Origin of the sequence: Bradyrhizobium sp. 155 (genome assembly GCF_023101105.1) — a bacterium.
GTDB lineage: Bacteria > Pseudomonadota > Alphaproteobacteria > Rhizobiales > Xanthobacteraceae > Bradyrhizobium > Bradyrhizobium canariense_D.
The window spans coordinates 1,837,552-1,853,031 of the sequence record NZ_CP064704.1 but is presented as its reverse complement, the minus strand read 5'-3'; the positions used below and the strand labels follow the sequence as shown (position 1 = coordinate 1,853,031).

The 15,480-nt window shown below is 65.2% G+C and carries 14 protein-coding genes and 1 other RNA gene; 4 read left to right on the top strand and 11 right to left on the bottom strand.

Annotated elements, in window-relative coordinates:
- Nucleotides 1-72: 72 nt before the first annotated feature.
- The 3 genes from IVA93_RS09035 to rsmH are packed head-to-tail and all read right to left on the bottom strand — an operon-like array spanning nt 73 to nt 3,209.
- Nucleotides 73-1,827, bottom strand: coding sequence for a peptidoglycan D,D-transpeptidase FtsI family protein (locus tag IVA93_RS09035; protein WP_018454234.1), 1,755 nt, complete (start codon nt 1,825-1,827; stop codon nt 73-75).
- The gene (gene ftsL, locus IVA93_RS09030; protein WP_018454233.1) at nt 1,824-2,216 is read right to left on the bottom strand and encodes a cell division protein FtsL; all 393 of its coding nucleotides are present in this window, start codon (nt 2,214-2,216) and stop codon (nt 1,824-1,826) included. The genes IVA93_RS09035 and ftsL overlap by 4 nt, the downstream gene beginning before the upstream one ends.
- A gap of 3 nt (nt 2,217-2,219) precedes the next feature.
- Complete coding sequence (gene rsmH / locus IVA93_RS09025) at nt 2,220-3,209, bottom strand: 16S rRNA (cytosine(1402)-N(4))-methyltransferase RsmH (RefSeq protein WP_018454232.1); 990 nt, start codon at nt 3,207-3,209, stop codon at nt 2,220-2,222.
- Nucleotides 3,210-3,733: 524 nt separating this feature from the next.
- Here rsmH and IVA93_RS09020 point away from each other — a divergent pair.
- Nucleotides 3,734-4,516: an N-acetylmuramoyl-L-alanine amidase gene (locus IVA93_RS09020; RefSeq protein WP_018454231.1), complete on the top strand. Its 783-nt coding sequence runs from the start codon at nt 3,734-3,736 to the stop codon at nt 4,514-4,516.
- A gap of 117 nt (nt 4,517-4,633) precedes the next feature.
- On the opposite strand, the gene IVA93_RS09015 is transcribed toward IVA93_RS09020, so the two are convergent.
- On the bottom strand, nt 4,634-5,866 hold the full coding sequence (locus tag IVA93_RS09015) for an RNA polymerase sigma factor (RefSeq protein ID WP_018454230.1): 1,233 nt from the start codon (nt 5,864-5,866) through the stop codon (nt 4,634-4,636).
- A gap of 22 nt (nt 5,867-5,888) precedes the next feature.
- Nucleotides 5,889-6,242: a YciI family protein gene (locus IVA93_RS09010; protein WP_018454229.1), complete on the bottom strand. Its 354-nt coding sequence runs from the start codon at nt 6,240-6,242 to the stop codon at nt 5,889-5,891.
- 149 nt (nt 6,243-6,391) lie between these two features.
- On the opposite strand from IVA93_RS09010, the gene rnpB reads away from it, so the two are divergent.
- Nucleotides 6,392-6,871, top strand: an RNA gene (gene rnpB, locus IVA93_RS09005) — RNase P RNA component class A.
- A 55-nt stretch (nt 6,872-6,926) separates the two neighbouring features.
- On the opposite strand, the gene IVA93_RS09000 is transcribed toward rnpB, so the two are convergent.
- Nucleotides 6,927-7,640, bottom strand: a complete 714-nt coding sequence (locus IVA93_RS09000) for an alpha/beta fold hydrolase (RefSeq protein WP_018454228.1) — start codon at nt 7,638-7,640, stop codon at nt 6,927-6,929.
- Between the two features lie 72 nt (nt 7,641-7,712).
- A complete protein-coding gene (locus IVA93_RS08995) occupies nt 7,713-8,177 on the bottom strand; it encodes a DUF983 domain-containing protein (RefSeq protein WP_449257540.1) in 465 nt (154 codons plus the stop codon).
- Nucleotides 8,178-8,226: 49 nt separating this feature from the next.
- Between IVA93_RS08995 and IVA93_RS08990 the strand changes: the two genes are divergently transcribed.
- Complete coding sequence (locus IVA93_RS08990) at nt 8,227-9,597, top strand: aminotransferase-like domain-containing protein (RefSeq protein ID WP_018454226.1); 1,371 nt, start codon at nt 8,227-8,229, stop codon at nt 9,595-9,597.
- Nucleotides 9,598-9,604: 7 nt separating this feature from the next.
- On the opposite strand, the gene IVA93_RS08985 is transcribed toward IVA93_RS08990, so the two are convergent.
- The gene (locus tag IVA93_RS08985; RefSeq protein ID WP_018454225.1) at nt 9,605-9,862 is read right to left on the bottom strand and encodes a hypothetical protein; all 258 of its coding nucleotides are present in this window, start codon (nt 9,860-9,862) and stop codon (nt 9,605-9,607) included.
- 228 nt (nt 9,863-10,090) lie between these two features.
- Between IVA93_RS08985 and IVA93_RS08980 the strand changes: the two genes are divergently transcribed.
- Nucleotides 10,091-10,834 (top strand): sulfite exporter TauE/SafE family protein, encoded by a 744-nt coding sequence (locus IVA93_RS08980; RefSeq protein ID WP_018454224.1) that lies wholly within the window; start codon nt 10,091-10,093, stop codon nt 10,832-10,834.
- On the opposite strand, the gene IVA93_RS08975 is transcribed toward IVA93_RS08980, so the two are convergent.
- From IVA93_RS08975 to IVA93_RS08965, 3 genes are all read right to left on the bottom strand, one after another.
- The gene (locus IVA93_RS08975; RefSeq protein WP_018454223.1) at nt 10,831-12,099 is read right to left on the bottom strand and encodes an O-antigen ligase family protein; all 1,269 of its coding nucleotides are present in this window, start codon (nt 12,097-12,099) and stop codon (nt 10,831-10,833) included. The two genes, IVA93_RS08980 and IVA93_RS08975, sit on opposite strands and share 4 nt — an antisense overlap.
- Nucleotides 12,100-12,168: 69 nt before the next feature.
- Nucleotides 12,169-13,572 (bottom strand): MATE family efflux transporter, encoded by a 1,404-nt coding sequence (locus IVA93_RS08970; protein ID WP_247542071.1) that lies wholly within the window; start codon nt 13,570-13,572, stop codon nt 12,169-12,171.
- Nucleotides 13,573-13,636: 64 nt separating this feature from the next.
- Nucleotides 13,637-15,436 carry an ABC transporter ATP-binding protein gene (locus IVA93_RS08965; RefSeq protein ID WP_247337753.1) on the bottom strand — a complete coding sequence of 600 codons (1,800 nt, stop codon included), beginning with the start codon at nt 15,434-15,436 and terminating at the stop codon, nt 13,637-13,639.
- Between the last annotated feature and the right edge of the window lie 44 nt (nt 15,437-15,480).

Below are 15,480 nucleotides of genomic sequence, written 5' to 3'. Positions count from 1 at the left end.
GACATGCCGGACCGGATCGCCGAATCTGCAGGGAAATCCCGACTCAGCAGCGGCAACGGCCCACCCGGTTGATTACTGGGTTGTCCTGGATGCTGCAAGAATAAGGCGCTCGGACGGCGGCAGGTCGAACCGCGGCTCGACACCCAGAAGCGGCGCGATCCGCTCGATCACCTTGCCGCCCGTGGGCACCGCGTTCCAGCCCGAGGTGATGAAACCCTTCGTTTCGGGAATGGCCTGGGGCTCGTCCAGCATGATCAGGATCTGATATTTCGGATCGTCGCAGGGCATGATCGCGGTGAAGGAGTTGAGCACCCGTTTCTTGGCATAGCGGCCGTTGATGACCTTCTCGGACGTGCCGGTCTTGCCGCCAACGTAGTAACCCTTGACGTCGGCGGTCTTGGCGGTGCCGATTTCTGCATTGAGCCGCATCAGGAACCGCATCTTGTCGCTGGTCTCCGTCCTGATGACGCGCTTGGCCATCGCCGCCGCTTCGGCCTCGCTGCGCTTCATGAAGGTCGGCGGAATCAAATAGCCGCCGTTCACCAGCGCGTTGATGCCCATCACCGCCTGCAGCGGCGCCACCGACATGCCTTGGCCGAACGCGATGGTCACGGTGTTCAGCTCGCCCCAGCGGCGCGGTATCAGCGGAGCCGCGCTTTCCGGCAGTTCGGTGCGCAGCCGCGTCAACTGGCCCATCTTGCCGAGGAATGCCTTGTGCGCCTCGACGCCCTGCCCGAGCGCGATCCGCGCGGCGCCGATGTTGGACGAGAACGTGAACACTTCCTTGGTGTTGATGAAACGTCCGAGCGCGTGGCTGTCATGGATGGTGAACTTGCCGTAGTGCAGGTTTCCCCGTGCATCCCACATCGAGTTCAAATTGATTTTGCCGGAATCGAGCGCCATCGCCAGCGTGAACGCCTTGAAGGTCGAGCCCATCTCGTAGACGCCGGTGGTCAGGCGATTGATGCGGTCGGGATCGTGCGCTTCCTTCGGATTGTTGGGATCGAAATCCGGCAGCGAGACCATCGCCACGATCTCGCCGGTCTTGACGTTGGAGACGATGCCGGAGGCGGCCTTGGTGTGGTATTTCTCCTTGGCCTTCAGCAGCTCGTCACGCAGTGCGTGCTCGACCCGCAGATCCACCGATAGCTCGATCGGCTTTTGCAGCCGGTCGGTGGCAAAGCCCGCGCGGTGGAGATCGGCGAGCCCCTGATTGTCGAGCCACTTCTCCATGCCGGCGATGCCCTGGTTGTCGATGTTGACGAGACCAATGAGGTGGGCGACCTCGTTGCCGGTCGGATAGACGCGCTTGTTCTCGCGCAGGAAACCGATGCCGGGAATGCCGAGCTTGTGGATGTCCTGCTGCTGCTTCGCCGTAATCTCGCGCTTGAGCCAGACGAAGCCCTTGCGCGTCTTCAGGCGCTCGCGCACCTCGGCCTCGTCGAGGTCGGGCACCGTGGCGGTCAGAAGTTCGATTGCCTCGTCCTTGTCGATGATGCGACGCGGCTCGCCGAACAGGCTCGACGCCTTGACGTCGGTCGCGAGGATCGCGCCGTTGCGATCGACGATGTCGGGCCGCGCGGTCGCGACCACCTCCTGCGCCGCGGCGCGGCGCGCGCCGTGGGCGTCGGCGCCGATCGCGAACATCACTAGCCGGCCGCCGATCAGGGCGTAGACCGCGCCAAAGGCGAGCATCGCCAGGCCGACGCGCGCCCGCGCCTTGGCCGCGCGATCGACGTTGCGCCCGTACAGCAGGCTGCGGATCAGGCGCTGGCGCCAAGGCTCAGTCGGCTTTTCTGCCGGTTTGGCCGGGGTCACAGCATTCATGGCTTGTCCTCGGGCTGAGGTACGGCGCCCGTCACATTATCGGGATCGCTGGCGGCTTCGATGGTGTTGAGCATGGCGCCGATCGGATCCGGCTCGCCCGGCCTGAACATCCGCGGCGGGCGCTCGGGCAGATTCTTCAGTGAGTCATATTGCGTGCCGTTGACCGGCTTGAGCTGCAGATGCCGATCGGACAGGCCCTGCAGGCGCAGGGGCGCATCGAGCTTGGCCCATTCGGAGCGCAGCGCCGCGATCGCATCGCGCTGCTCGCGGATCTCCGCATGCAGCCGCAGCACCTTTTCGGTGCGCGCCGTGGAGTCCATCTTGATCCTATAGACATAGGCTGCCGCGAAGATCAGCGCGCCGATGACGAGGAGGTGGATGAAGCGCATGCGCTAGCCACCTCTCATGAGGTCGGAGAGTTTTGGCCAGGACGATTGCTCGCGCTCGTCATGCGCCGGCGCCGAGGTGCGCTCGCCGGCGCGCAGTTTTGCCGATCGCGCACGCGGGTTATGCGCGACTTCGTTTTCGCCCGCGATCACCGGCCGCCGCGTCAGCAGCTGAAAACTCGGCACCGCCTGAGACACTTCCGGCAAATGGCGTGAGCCGCCACCCGTCTTGCTGCGCAGGCTAAGGAAATTCTTGACGATGCGGTCTTCCAGCGAATGGAACGAGACGACAACGAGGCGACCACCGGGCTTGAGCACGCGCTCGGCAGCGATGAGCGCGCTCTGGAGTTCCTCGAGCTCTTCGTTGACGAAGATGCGCAGGGCCTGGAACGTCCGCGTCGCCGGGTGAATATCGCCGGGCTTGGACCGAACCACCCTGCCGACGAGCTCGGCGAGCGCGCGCGTGGTCGTGAACGGCGTCTCCTGACGGTCCGCGACGATAGCGCGGGCGATCCGGCGCGACTGCCGCTCTTCGCCGAGAAGATAAATGATGTCGGCGAGATCGCCTTCCGAGGCGCGCGCCACGACATCGGCCGCAGTCGGGCCTGCCTGCCCCATCCGCATGTCGAGCGGACCATCGAGGCGGAACGAGAAGCCGCGGCCGGGCTGGTCGAGCTGCATCGAGGATACCCCGACGTCCATCACGACGCCGTCGACGCTATCGATGCCTTGAGCCGCGCAGACCTCGGCGAGGTTGGAGAAACGATCTTCAACGAGGGTCAGCCTGCCCGCCGAGCGTGCGACGAGCTCGGCGCCGCCCTCGATCGCAGTACGGTCGCGATCAATGGCAATCACCTGGGTTCCCGGCAGGTCGAGGATCGCGCGGCTGTAGCCGCCGGCACCAAAGGTCGCGTCGATATAAAGGCCGCCTTCGCGCGGGGCGAGGTGGTCGATGGCCTCGCGGCCAAGAACGGGGATGTGCGGAGCCGAGCTCATGCGCCAGGCCTGCCGATCGCCCCGCCGGACTCCCAAGTGAGATCGGGGACGAACAAGCTCATAACGCCTCGAATGATTCCGCGTCGCGGCGGTTCCACGACCCAACCCCCGTCCGATATGGTTACCGTGCCCGGTGGTCCCGGGCCACCAACCCAGTATTCCCCTTGGAATTTGTCGGGCAGCCATGGGATTTCGAGCCAAAATACGCTTTGGCCGCCTCCGGACGCGGGTCGGCTCTTCATCTCTCAGTAACGGCCCTTAGCGTTAAGAAAGCGTTGATCGGCTCGCGACAAGTCGAAAAGCTGACGCGGCTGGTGATGCTTCATCCACACACATGCGCCAAAATGCATCCGTTAACCTCGTCGCGCGGTTGCGCACGGTGGAGGGTAAAGGAATAGTAAAGAGAAGGGCTTGGCCCACTCTCTGTCTGTCTCGAGCTATTTATGTCGTCCGGTTCGTCCACGCCGTCTGGATCTGATTCGAAGCGTCAACGCGTTCTGCCGGTTCCCAAAGCCGCCGCGAACATGCGGACGTTCGAGCCGGATTCCTCGATCGTCTCCGACATCATCCCCTCACCGAACCATGGCGACCGCAACAAGGGCCGCCAACCCGATATGATTGTGCTGCACTACACCGGCATGCCCGACGTCGAAGGTGCGCTGGCGCGGCTCTGCTCCGCGGGCACCGAGGTGTCGGCACATTATGTCGTGCTGGAAGACGGCCGCATCGTGCAATGCGTGCCGGAGGCCAGGCGCGCCTGGCATGCCGGCGTCTCGTCCTGGTCCGGCGAGGACGACATCAATTCCTGCTCGATCGGGATCGAGATCGTCAATCGCGGCCACGATTGGGGCTATCCGGAGTTTCCGCTGCGCCAGATCGCCGCCGTGATCGCGCTGTGCCGCGGCATCATGCTCCGCCGCAAGGTGCCCGCGCACCGGGTGCTCGGCCATTCCGACGTGGCGCCGGCGCGCAAGAAAGATCCCGGCGAAAAATTTCCGTGGCATTCGCTGGCCAATTCCGGCGTCGGACACTGGGTCACGCCCGCGCCGGTGGTGCGCGGCGAAAGCCTGATGCTCGGCACCATCAGCGATGAGGTGCTGAGCCTGCAGCAAGCGCTCGCCAGATACGGCTACGGCGTTCCCCTCACCGGCAAATACGACGCCGCGACCATGGAAGTCGTCACCGCGTTCCAGCGCCATTTCCGCCCGGCGCGACTGGATGGGGTCGCGGATCACTCGACGCTGTCGACCTTGCAGGCGCTGTTGGGGAGTCTCCCTCAGGAGACAGCGACTATCGCGTCGAAGTGACGGCGACTGCCACACCCCGTCATTGCGAGCGAAGCGAACCAATCCAGACTGCCTCCGCGGAAGCAATCTAGATTGCTTCGTCGCAAGTGCTCCTCGCAATGACGGAGCATGTGGCGGCTACTCCATCTCCCTCACCCTTCGCGCATAAAGCCTTCGCAGCGGTTCCAACTTTGTCGCCTCCGTCGCCGCGCGATAGGCCTCGCGTGCCTCCTCCTTCCGGCCGAGCCGTCGCAATAGATCCGCCCGCACGGCCGGCAACAGCTCGTAGCCACGAAGCCCGCCGCGCGCAGTAGTCGCATCCACGAGATCGAGCGCACGTGCCGGCCCATCGACCATCGACACCGCCGCCGCGTGGTTGAGCTCGATCACCGGCGACGGGTTGATGCGCAATAGCACTTCGTAGAGCCCGGCGATCTGCGGCCAGTCTGTCTGCTCATAGCTCGGCGCGCGCGCATGCAGCGCAGCGATCGCGGCTTGGACTGCATAGGGCTGCGGCCGGCCGGGCACGCGCAGTGCGTCGTCCACCAGATGGAGACCCTCCTCGATCTGTGCATGGTCCCACTGCGAACGATCCTGCTCTTCCAGCAGCACGATGTCGCCGGCGGCGGTCTGGCGCCCTGCGCGGCGCGCATCGTGCAGCAGCATCAGCGCCAGCAGGCCCTTGATCCCGGCTCGATCGGGTAGCAGCCGGTCGAGCAAGCGGCCAAGCCGGATCGCCTCGGCGGCAAGATCGGGTCGCATCAAATCCGCACCGGACGTCGCCACGTAGCCTTCGGTGAAGACGAGATAGATCACGGCAAGCACACCGTCGAGCCGCGGCACCAGCGTGTCGCGCTCGGGGACCTCATAGGGAATGCCGGCGAGCCTGATCTTCTGCTTGGCGCGGACGAGACGCTGCGCCATCGCCTCCTCGCTGACGAGGAAGGCGCGCGCGACCTGCGCCGTGGAGAGCCCGCAGACGGTGCGCAGTGTCAGCGCGACCTGGACTTCGGGCGCGAACGCAGGATGGCAGCAGGTGAAGATCAGCCGCAGCATGTCGTCGTCGAGCATTGCCGGCGGCTCGGCGGGCGCCTGCGCGTTCAGCTCGAGCTCGTGCACGAGCGCCTGCTCCTTGCCGCGGAAAACGGCCTGGCGCCTGATACGGTCGATCGCCTTGTGCCTGGCGACATTGACCAGCCAAGCACGCGGATTGTCGGGGACCTCGCACGCCGGCCAGCGCGCCAGTGCCACCGCAAAGGCGTCCTGGAGCGCGTCCTCGGCGAGATCGAAATCGCCGACGAGGCGGATCAGCGTGGCCAGCGCCCGCCCCGCCTCGTCGCGGAAGATCTTGTCGATCTCGGACAGCGTCATGCGCCGATGCGCGACGGCGCCGTCACTTGTCGTAGACCCAGATCGGCCGCACCTCGATCGAGCCGATACGCGCCGACGGAATCCGCGACGCGATCTCGATCGCAGCATCGAGATCCTTGGCCTCCACCAGGTAATAGCCGCCGAGCTGCTCGCGTGTTTCGGCAAACGGGCCGTCGGTCGTCAGCGTCTTGCCGTCGCGCACGCGGACGGTCGTTGCGGTCGTGGTCGGCTGCAAACGGTCGCCGGCCTTGAAATTGCCGCTCTGGATGATGCCTTGCGTGAAGGTCTGATATTCCGCCGTCATCTGCTGGCCGGCCGCCGGACGCATATTCGCGTACTCGGCTTCGTTCTGGTAGATCATCAGCAAATACTGCATCGCTTAACTCCTGTTGCACGGCTGGATCGCCGACATCCAGTCGAACGGGACACGCGCCCAACGACATCTTCAGGATAAATTATTTCGGGCGAACCGTGCATGGCGATATCGGCTTGCGGAACCGACACAAATGCTTCATGCGTAAGCCGTCAGTCGGCCGGACGGCCGCTCCGGCAAGTGCCGAAAGGCCGTCGGGGAGGAAAGTCCGGGCTCCCTTGACATACGGTGCCGGATAACGTCCGGCGGGGGCGACCCCAGGGAAAGTGCCACAGAGAACGAACCGCCCGCCGTCGCCCCTTCGGGGCTTTGGCGCGGCAAGCCCTCGGGCCTGCCGTGCCGTAGCAGCGCAAGCTGCGTAGGCAGGTAAGGGTGAAAAGGTGCGGTAAGAGCGCACCGCGGCTGCGGCAACGGAGCCGGCATGGTAAACCCCACCGGGAGCAAAACCGAATAGGGACGGCATAGCGGAGTGTTCGCGAAAGCGATAACGCCGCGGGGCGATGTCAGGCCCGCCGTCCGGGTAGGTTGCTCGAGGCCATGTGCAAACATGGTCCCAGAGGAATGGCCGTCACGTATCGTTCGCGCAAGCGGACGGTGCCCTACAGAACCCGGCTTAGAGGCCGGCTGATATCTTCAACGAGGGGTTCGATGCTGACTGCATCGGGCCCCTCACCATTTGGGGGCTTGCTATCCGACGATCTCTTGCAACACACCCATCAGCGCCTCCGGCGCTGTCACATTCGGCGCATGGCTCGCATCGAGTTCGAAAGTGCGCCAGCCATCCTCGGTCTTGGTGCGCTTCGCGAACTGCCCGAACACGTCGCCCGGCGGAATGCGCGTGCAATAGATGTAGCTGCGCGGCATCGCCGGCTCGCCATGTTCGAGCGTTAGCTTCGTCTCGAAGCATTTGATCGGCATGTTGATCCGGCGTGCGTTGAGCCAGTCGAGATCGGCCTGCGGCGTATCCGGCGGCGGCGGGTTCGGCGGGATGCGGTAGCCATCGCCTGAGCTTACAGCCTTGCGCATCGGCTCGCGCCCGCCCTCGTGGAGATCGAACAGCGATTGGCCGTCACGCGGCACGAAGGCGTCGAGGTAGATCAATTGCGTCACCCGCTCGCGCGCGCGATCGGCGACGCCGGTGGCGACCATGCCGCCATAGCTGTGACCGAGCAGCACGATGTCCTCGAGGTCCTCGAACCTGATGACGTTGAGAATGTCCTGGATGTGCGTGCCGAGATCGATCGCGGGACTGGCCAGATGCGCGCGCTCGCCCAGTCCGGTATAGGTCGGCGCAAACAGGCGATGGCCGGCCTGCGCCATCAGCGGATGCATCTTCTTCCAGGCCCACCCGCCGGACCACGCGCCGTGACAAAGCAGGAAGGTTTTTGCGCGTGCGGCCATCGGTGTTTCCATCGTTCTTGTTTGTTCGATGGAGTGTAGCGGCCGACCGCGCGATGTAAACGCTGCTGCCCTTTAAGCCGCGCGCGCGTTCACCTTCACAAGGACGGGTGCAGGCCGACCAGCTTCGCGCCGCAGCTTACCGGCCTCAAAGCCGTGCATGCCGATCTGCCATTGCAGCCCGACGATGGCGCCCTTGGTCGGCTGCAATAGCGCGAGGGAGGCCAACAACGTCACCGGCAGCCACACCGCCAGTTGCAGCCAGACGGCCGGCGCATAGGCGGTTTCGACCGCGAGGATTGCCGGCACCACGAGATGGCCGACGACGACCATCACGAGATAGGCCGGGAAATCGTCGGCGCGCTGGTGGAACAGCTCCTCGCCGCAATGGTCGCAGGTATCCGCCACCTTCAGGAAACGGCCGAACGCATGGCCTTCGCCGCAATTCGGGCACTTGCCGCGAAATCCGCGCCACATCGCCTTTGCCAGAGAGACTGAACCGGTTGCCATGACCCCACCTCTTCCTTTTCTACGATCCATACAATAATATCTTGTATCCATACATTCAAAGGATATAGGCCTTCATTGCATGGATTGGACCCCTACAATCTCGGAGCTGAGCGGGCCGCGCTATCAGCGCATCGTCGAGGCCATGGAGGCCGATATCGCCGCCGGCCGCCTGGTGCGCGGCCAGCAACTGCCGACGCAGCGGGCGCTGGCAAAGGCGCTCGGCATCGACCTCACCACGGTGACACGCGCCTACACCGAGGCGCGGCGCCGCGGCATCATGGAGGCCCGGGTCGGCCAGGGGTCGTTCGTGTCGGAGACCAGCGCGCGCCGCGTGGTCGATCTGCCGCATCCCGTCGCGATCGACCTCTCGATGAACGTGCCGCCGCAGCCACTCGAAGCGCAGCTCGACGAGCGCATCATCGCCGGGATGGAAGCCATCCGCGCGCAATCGGGCCTGACCGCGCATCTCAACTACCAGCCGCCCGGCGGCAGCGCACACGAGCGCGAGGTCGCGGCGCGATGGATGCGCGCCCGCGTGCCGCATGCCCATGCCGACAGGCTCGTGATCTTTCCCGGCGCACAGACGATCCTGTTCAACCTGCTCGCTCATATCGCCAGGCCCGGCGATGTGGTGCTGACGGAGGTCCTCACCTTCCCCGGCATCAGGGCCGCCGCCGCACGCCTCGGCGTCAAACTCGTCGGCGTCGCGATGGACGACGGCGGCATCCTGCCCGACGCGCTGGCAAAGGCTTGCCACATGCATAAGCCGAAAGCGGTCTATCTCATTCCCACGCTGCACAATCCAACCACCGCGACGCTTCTCCCTGAGCGCCGCAGCGCCATCGCCAAGATCATCAACGATGCCGATACGATTCTGATCGAGGACGATGCCTACGGGCTGCTCGATCGCTCGGCATCGCCGATTGCCAATCTCATTCCGGATCGGACATATCTCGCGGCCACGCTGTCAAAATGTATCGCGCCCGCACTACGGGTCGCCTATCTGGTGACGCCCGACGGCAGCTCGCAGCGGGAGATGCGCAACTATTTGCAGGCGACGGTGCAGATGCCGGCGCCGCTGATGGTCGCGCTGGTGACGCATTGGATCGAGACCGGCATCGCCGATCGCATCATCACCGCCATCAGGAACGAGGCGATCGGCCGCCAGCAGCTCGCGCAACGGGCGCTCAAGGGTTTTGAGTTTCAGGCCAAGCCCGCCGCTCACCATCTGTGGCTGCGGCTGCCGGAGGGCCGTGCCGACGTCGCGGCGCATCTGCTGCGGAATGGGCTCGCAGTCGTCGCCGGCGAGGCTTTCACCGTCGACGGGACCGCGCCACACGCGGCACGCGTCTCGCTTGGCGCGGCGCGCAACAGGGCGGAATTGACGGAAGCGCTTCGCATCCTTATCAGCGCGCTGCACAGGCCCGCCGACACCCGGCAGATCGTCTAGCAAATACCTATCGATGCTGCCGGCGATGGTGGGAGCGCACGACCGGCGCAACAGCCGATGGATAAGCTTGCGATGCGTAGGCATCGCTCGGCTGGCCGAGAGCCCCGCGCGCGGCGGGCGTGAGCTGGCCACCATTCAGAACGTCGCGGTCGGGATGGGCAGCCTGATAGGCCGCGGGCTCGGAAAACTGGGCCTGCGCCATTGTCGGCATCAAGGCCGCCGCCGACACTAGCGCGGCCGCGACGGCAATCTTCGTGCGGGTCATCGTCCTTCTCCATATCTCATTCGGGAGACTGGCCGATCGACCGCATGATGGCGTCGAGCGGGCCCCCAATTGAAGTACGAGCATCATGTAGGCCTGTCTTTCGCGAACGCCCGCCACTGGGGATCACGCTTGCGTGCGGTTTTGAAATTGACCTGCACGGCCGCAGCTGTGCTATGCGAGCAATGGCGATCAACAGTTCGGGATCGTCAAGATAACAGGGACAATCTGTTGGAAATACTCACCTACGCGCTGCTGCTGCTCGGCGCACTGGCCGGAGGCTTCGTCTCGGGCCTTGCCGGTTTCGGCACGGCGCTGATGGCGCTCGGCATCTGGCTCTACGTACTGCCGCCCTCGCTCGCGGTGCCGCTGGTGCTGATCTGCTCGGTGATCGCGCAGAGCTCGACGCTGCCGTCGATGTGGAAAAGTTTTGATCTCTCGCTGGTCTGGCCGTTCCTAATTGGAGGACTGATCGGCGTGCCGCTGGGCACCATGCTGGTCGCCTCCGCCGATCCAAAAGTGTTCAAGCTGAGCGTCGGCGTGCTGATCCTGGTGTTTTCGACCGCTCTCTATCTGAACAAGCGGCCGCTCGCCGTCACGTTCGGCGGCCGCATTGCCGACGGCGCGATCGGCTTTGCCGGCGGCATCTTGGGTGGCCTTGCCGGACTGTCGGGGCCGCTGCCGATACTGTGGGCCAACATCCGCGGCTGGAATAAGCACGAGCGGCGCGCCATCTTCCAGCTCTTCAATTTCACCGTGCTCGCCGCCGCTCTGGTGTTGCAGACCGCCTCGGGCCTCGTCGCGTTCAAGGTGGTCTGGCTCGCAGTGATCGCATTTCCGGGCACGCTGATCGGCGCATGGGCCGGCGCGCGCGTCTATCATGCGCTGAGCGACAAGCATTTCGGCGATGTCGTGCTCGGTCTGTTGTTCCTGTCGGGCCTCGGCCTGGTCTGGAACAGTTTGGGCACGCACTAACCCCGTATTGTCTTCGCGGCGAGCGCCATGCCGCCGCCAATGCCGACGCCAAGCACGTAGATCCAGCCCTCGGCGAAATTGAACAGATGCGAGTTGAGCAGCGAGGACAGCATGTTCTGCACCACCACCAGAAGGCCGACCCAGCAGGCCAGCCCCTCTCCGCGAAACAGCGAGAGGTGCGCGAACCAGAGCGCATAGAGGATCACGACGCCCGACGCGCCCCACTGCACGGCGACATTGAGCGTCTGGTTGTGGGGATCACCGACGATTTCCGCTCGAACCCCGCTCTCGCCGATAGCCGCGCGCGCGAACAGGCCGCGGATCGCCCCGGTGCCGTGACCGAGCAGCGGCGCGTCCGCGGTGAACGCCAGCGATTTGCGCCAAAACTCCAGTCGTGACCCCATGCCGCTGACATCATTGCCGGCGATGCTGACCTCATAGTCTCCGTTGAATTTGGCGACTGTTGCGCGCAGACGCGGCGCGGCGGTCCACAGCAGCACGGCCAAAAGCCCCATCGCGCTGACGGCGAAGAGTGCGGTGCGGCGGCGCAAATGCAAAAGCGCGAAGACCACGATCAGGATCGGCAGCGTCACCAGCGCCGTCCGTGAGACCACGACGAACATCATGTTGGCGAGGAATCCGATCGCGAGCGCCACGAACAGCGCTGCGATGCGGTAACGGCCTTGTCGCAGCAGCGACACGGTGGGATAGGCCAGCGCGATCGCACAGAGCGCGAACTCCTGGCTCTGGTCGATATAATTGCGCACCGCGATCCCGCTTTCGACCTTGTAAGGCCCGCGCGACAGATAGAGTTTCAGCGACAATGCGGGATCGACGGCGACGGCGAAGGAATAGAGCATCAGCGCCGTGCTGGATACCAGGAACGCGGAAAACACCCAGCCGCCAAAGGGCCAGCGCTCGAACTGGTAGATCAGAAGCGGAATCACCAGCAGCTTCGCCGCCGGGCCGATCGCATGGATTCGGTCCGGCCAGGGCGCATCCGACCAGAGCGTGCCGATGGCGGCGAGTAGGACCAGCGCAATCGGCAGCAGGCAGATTGCCCGAAGCAGCGAACGCGGAAATTCGCGAAGGTCGAGGAACGCGAACGCGATCAGCCAGGGAATGAGCGCGAAAATGAGCCCGGTCGTGGTCCACGGCAACAGCAACGCGATCAGCGCGACGGAGCGGGCTGGCGTGCGATAGCATGCCGCCCAGATCGCGGCGAGCCAGGAATTGGGCCGCTGCTCATTCAACACCTCGGTCATTTGGCCCCTGCAGCCGATCCCCACGGCGCGGCAAGTTTGCCGGAGCCGTGGGGCGGGGACAAGCGATCGCTACGCTGGCGCGCGTACAGGAGACGCCACGCGCTTGGGCGCAGCCGGCTCCGGGGACTTCTCATGCCGGAGCGTGGCAAGGCGCTTCCTGAATTCACGCCGTAGCAGCCACAAGCTCAGGGCCGCCTGCAGCGTGGTTGCCGCGATCGACAGGTACCAGACGTGCTCGATCCGGAAGCCCGGCCGCGTCGACAGCCAGATCGCCGGCAGCGAATAGGTGAGCACGCGCGTTGCCGAACTCCACAGCACCGGCTTGGTATTGCCGAGCTGGAACATGCTCGAGCAGGTGAAGATCACGCCCTGCGCCACCATGTTGAGCGAGATGATCCGCAGGAACAGGAACGCGATCTCCATGGTTTCGCGGTCGTTCGAGAACCCCGAGAGCAGGAGCTGCGGCTTCAACTGCGCGAGGCACATGAAGCCTATCATCACGACACTGGTGATCAGCGCCGCCTTGACGAAGGTTTCGCGCACGCGCTCGCCTTTTCCGGCGCCCATGTTCTGGCCGGCGATCGGCCCAGCGGCGAGCGCAACTGCAAGCGCCGGCATCTGGATCAGGCCCAGGACCCGTTGTCCGATCCCGAAACCGGCCTGCGCCGCCGCACCGAAATCGCGCAGCACGAAATAGACCACCGCCATGAGGATGAACATCATCGCGAACTCGCCGCCGGCAGGCAGGCCGACATTGAGGATGCGCCTCAGATGCTGCGCCTGCGGACGCCACTGCGCCGGATTGAAGGCGACATAGCGTTCGACCTTACGAAAATGCGCAAGCAGCATCACGACGCCGATCAACACCGCGATCGAGCTCGCCAGCCCCGCACCGGCAACGCCGAGCGCATGGCCCGTGCCCAAGCCCGCGATCAGAACCGGCGCCAGCGCGATGTTGATGGCCACCGCAAGCGCCTGCACCAGCATCGTGGGACGCACGATGCCGGTAGCGCGCAGCGCGGATCCCATCACCTGGCTCGCGAATTGCAACGCGAGCGCCGGCATGAACCACAGCAGATACGTGGTCCCCGCCTCGATCGTGGCTTCGTCCGCGGCGATCGCATGCATGTAGGCGCGCGACAGCGCCGCGCCTGCGACCAGGGTCAACAGTCCGAACAGCACCGACAGCACGATCGCCTGATTGAAGATCAAATTGGCATCCGGCCGATCCTTGCGTCCCACGGCATGCGCGATCAACGACACCGCGCCGACGCCGAGCACCTGCATCAGCGCGTTGATGAGAAAGCCGGCATTGCCGGCCGCCGCCACGCCCGCGACCGCGGCATCGCCCAAGCCGGAGACGAAGTACAGATCGACCAGCTGGCAAAGCATGATCGTGACCATACCGACCATGATCGGCGGTGCCATGCCCAGAATGTGCTTCGCGACGGAGCCGTTGGTCAGGTCTTTCATGTCACCCATCCTTGACCGATTCCTTGGCGACGCGGCCGACATTGGTCCGCCGGCCGCGCGCCACTCATTCCGCTGCTGCGATCTGTCCGAGCTCCACCACCTGGCGCTCGAACAGGCCGCGATAGATGCCGCCGGGCCTGGCCGCGAGCTTGGCATGCGTGCCTTGCTCGACGATCTCGCCGCGGTCGAACACCAGGATGCGATCGAGGCTCTTCACCGTCGAGAGCCGGTGCGCGATCACGATCGAGGTGCGGCCTCGCATCAACCGCTCCATCGCCTGCTGGATCAGCGCCTCGGATTCCGAATCGAGGCTCGAGGTCGCTTCGTCCAGGATCAGCACCGGCGCGTCCGCCAGGAAGGCGCGCGCCAGCGCCACGCGCTGTCGCTCGCCGCCGGAGAGCTTGACGCCGCGTTCGCCGACCAGCGTGCCGTAGCCCTTGGGCAGGCGCACGATGAAGTCGTGCGCATTGGCCAGCCGTGCCGCCTGCTCGATCGCCTCCAGGCTGGCGCCGGGCCGGCCATAGGCGATGTTCTCGGCGAGCGAGCGGTGAAACAGGATCGGGTCCTGCTGCACGATCGCGATCTGGCTGCGCAGCGAATGCTGGGTGGCCTTGGCGATGTCTTGCCCATCGATCAGAACGCGGCCGCCGGTGACGTCGTAGAGCCGCTGCACCAGCTTGACGAAGGTGGTCTTGCCGGAGCCGGAGCGGCCGACGAGACCGACGCGTTCGCCGGCGCGGATCGTGACCGACAATCCGTCATAGAGCGGCGCGTGATGGCCGCCATAATGGAACGTGACGTCGTCGAACACGAGCTCGCCGCGCTCGATCGCGATCGACCGCGCGTCCGGCGCATCCGCAATCCCGATTGGCTCGTCGTGGATCGCCACCAGCTCCTCCATGTCGTTGACCGAGCGCTGCAGGTTGTTGATGTGCATTCCGACGTCGCGCAAATAGGCATGGATGACGTAGTAGCTCGTCAGCACATAGGTGACGTCGCCGGGCGAGGCTCGCCCCGACATCCACAGCAGCACGGCGCCGCCGATCACGGAGGCACGCAGGGCCAGCAGCACCGAGAGCTGCGCCAGGTTGGTGTAGTTGTAGCGCAGCCAGGTCCGCCGCACGCGCACGCGCCAGCGGTTGACGACACGGGCAAGCCGCGCATCCTCGCGCGCTTCCGCGCCGAACGATTTCACCACCGCGTTGCACGTCAGAGCATCCGCCAGCGTGCCGCCGACCTTGGTGTCCCAGGCATTGGAGATGCGCGCGGCCGGCGCGATGTAGCGCGTCGAGAACAGCACCGTCATCGTGACATAGGCCAGCGCGCCCAGCGCGATCACCGCGCCAAGCGAGGCCCAGTGCAGGCCGAGCAGGATCATCGACCCGATCAGCACCAGCAGCGACGGCGCCAGCGCCATCAAGATGGTGTCGTTCAACAGGTCGAGCGCCCACATGCCGCGGGTGACCTTGCGCACCGTGGATCCCGCAAAGGAGTTGGCGTGCCAGTCGGTCGAGAACCGTTGCACGCGCATGAAGGCTTCCTGCGCGACCTCGGACATGATCTTCAGCGAGAACGGCACGATGGCCTGGAGGCCGGTCAGCCGCAGCACCATGGAGGCTGCGCCCAGCGCCACGATACCGCCCAATGCCATCAGCGCAGCGTCACGCGCGGCGGGATCGGATGGGCCGCGCGTCAGAGCGTCGACCAGATGTCCGGAGAAGACCGGCATGAACAGGTCGGCGATGGTCGCACCCAACAAGCCGCCGGCGACGACGAGGGTACGCCCCGGCTGCTTCAGCCAGTGCCGGAACACGAAGGGCAGCACCACGCGTATCGCCGCGGGCCTTTTTGACAGAGCGGTCATGGCATCATCCGGCCGCTTATGTCGCGGGCCGGCTCCATTGATGG

Coding starts and splice junctions, on each gene's coding strand:
- IVA93_RS09035 (WP_018454234.1), bottom strand. CDS start 1,827: ATGAATGCTGTGACCCCGGCCAAACCGGCAGAAAAGCCGACTGAGCCT.
- ftsL (WP_018454233.1), bottom strand. CDS start 2,216: ATGCGCTTCATCCACCTCCTCGTCATCGGCGCGCTGATCTTCGCGGCA.
- rsmH (WP_018454232.1), bottom strand. CDS start 3,209: ATGAGCTCGGCTCCGCACATCCCCGTTCTTGGCCGCGAGGCCATCGAC.
- IVA93_RS09020 (WP_018454231.1), top strand. CDS start 3,734: ATGCGGACGTTCGAGCCGGATTCCTCGATCGTCTCCGACATCATCCCC.
- IVA93_RS09015 (WP_018454230.1), bottom strand. CDS start 5,866: ATGACGCTGTCCGAGATCGACAAGATCTTCCGCGACGAGGCGGGGCGG.
- IVA93_RS09010 (WP_018454229.1), bottom strand. CDS start 6,242: ATGCAGTATTTGCTGATGATCTACCAGAACGAAGCCGAGTACGCGAAT.
- IVA93_RS09000 (WP_018454228.1), bottom strand. CDS start 7,640: ATGGCCGCACGCGCAAAAACCTTCCTGCTTTGTCACGGCGCGTGGTCC.
- IVA93_RS08995 (WP_449257540.1), bottom strand. CDS start 8,177: ATGGATCGTAGAAAAGGAAGAGGTGGGGTCATGGCAACCGGTTCAGTC.
- IVA93_RS08990 (WP_018454226.1), top strand. CDS start 8,227: ATGGATTGGACCCCTACAATCTCGGAGCTGAGCGGGCCGCGCTATCAG.
- IVA93_RS08985 (WP_018454225.1), bottom strand. CDS start 9,862: ATGACCCGCACGAAGATTGCCGTCGCGGCCGCGCTAGTGTCGGCGGCG.
- IVA93_RS08975 (WP_018454223.1), bottom strand. CDS start 12,099: ATGACCGAGGTGTTGAATGAGCAGCGGCCCAATTCCTGGCTCGCCGCG.
- IVA93_RS08970 (WP_247542071.1), bottom strand. CDS start 13,572: ATGAAAGACCTGACCAACGGCTCCGTCGCGAAGCACATTCTGGGCATG.
- IVA93_RS08965 (WP_247337753.1), bottom strand. CDS start 15,436: ATGACCGCTCTGTCAAAAAGGCCCGCGGCGATACGCGTGGTGCTGCCC.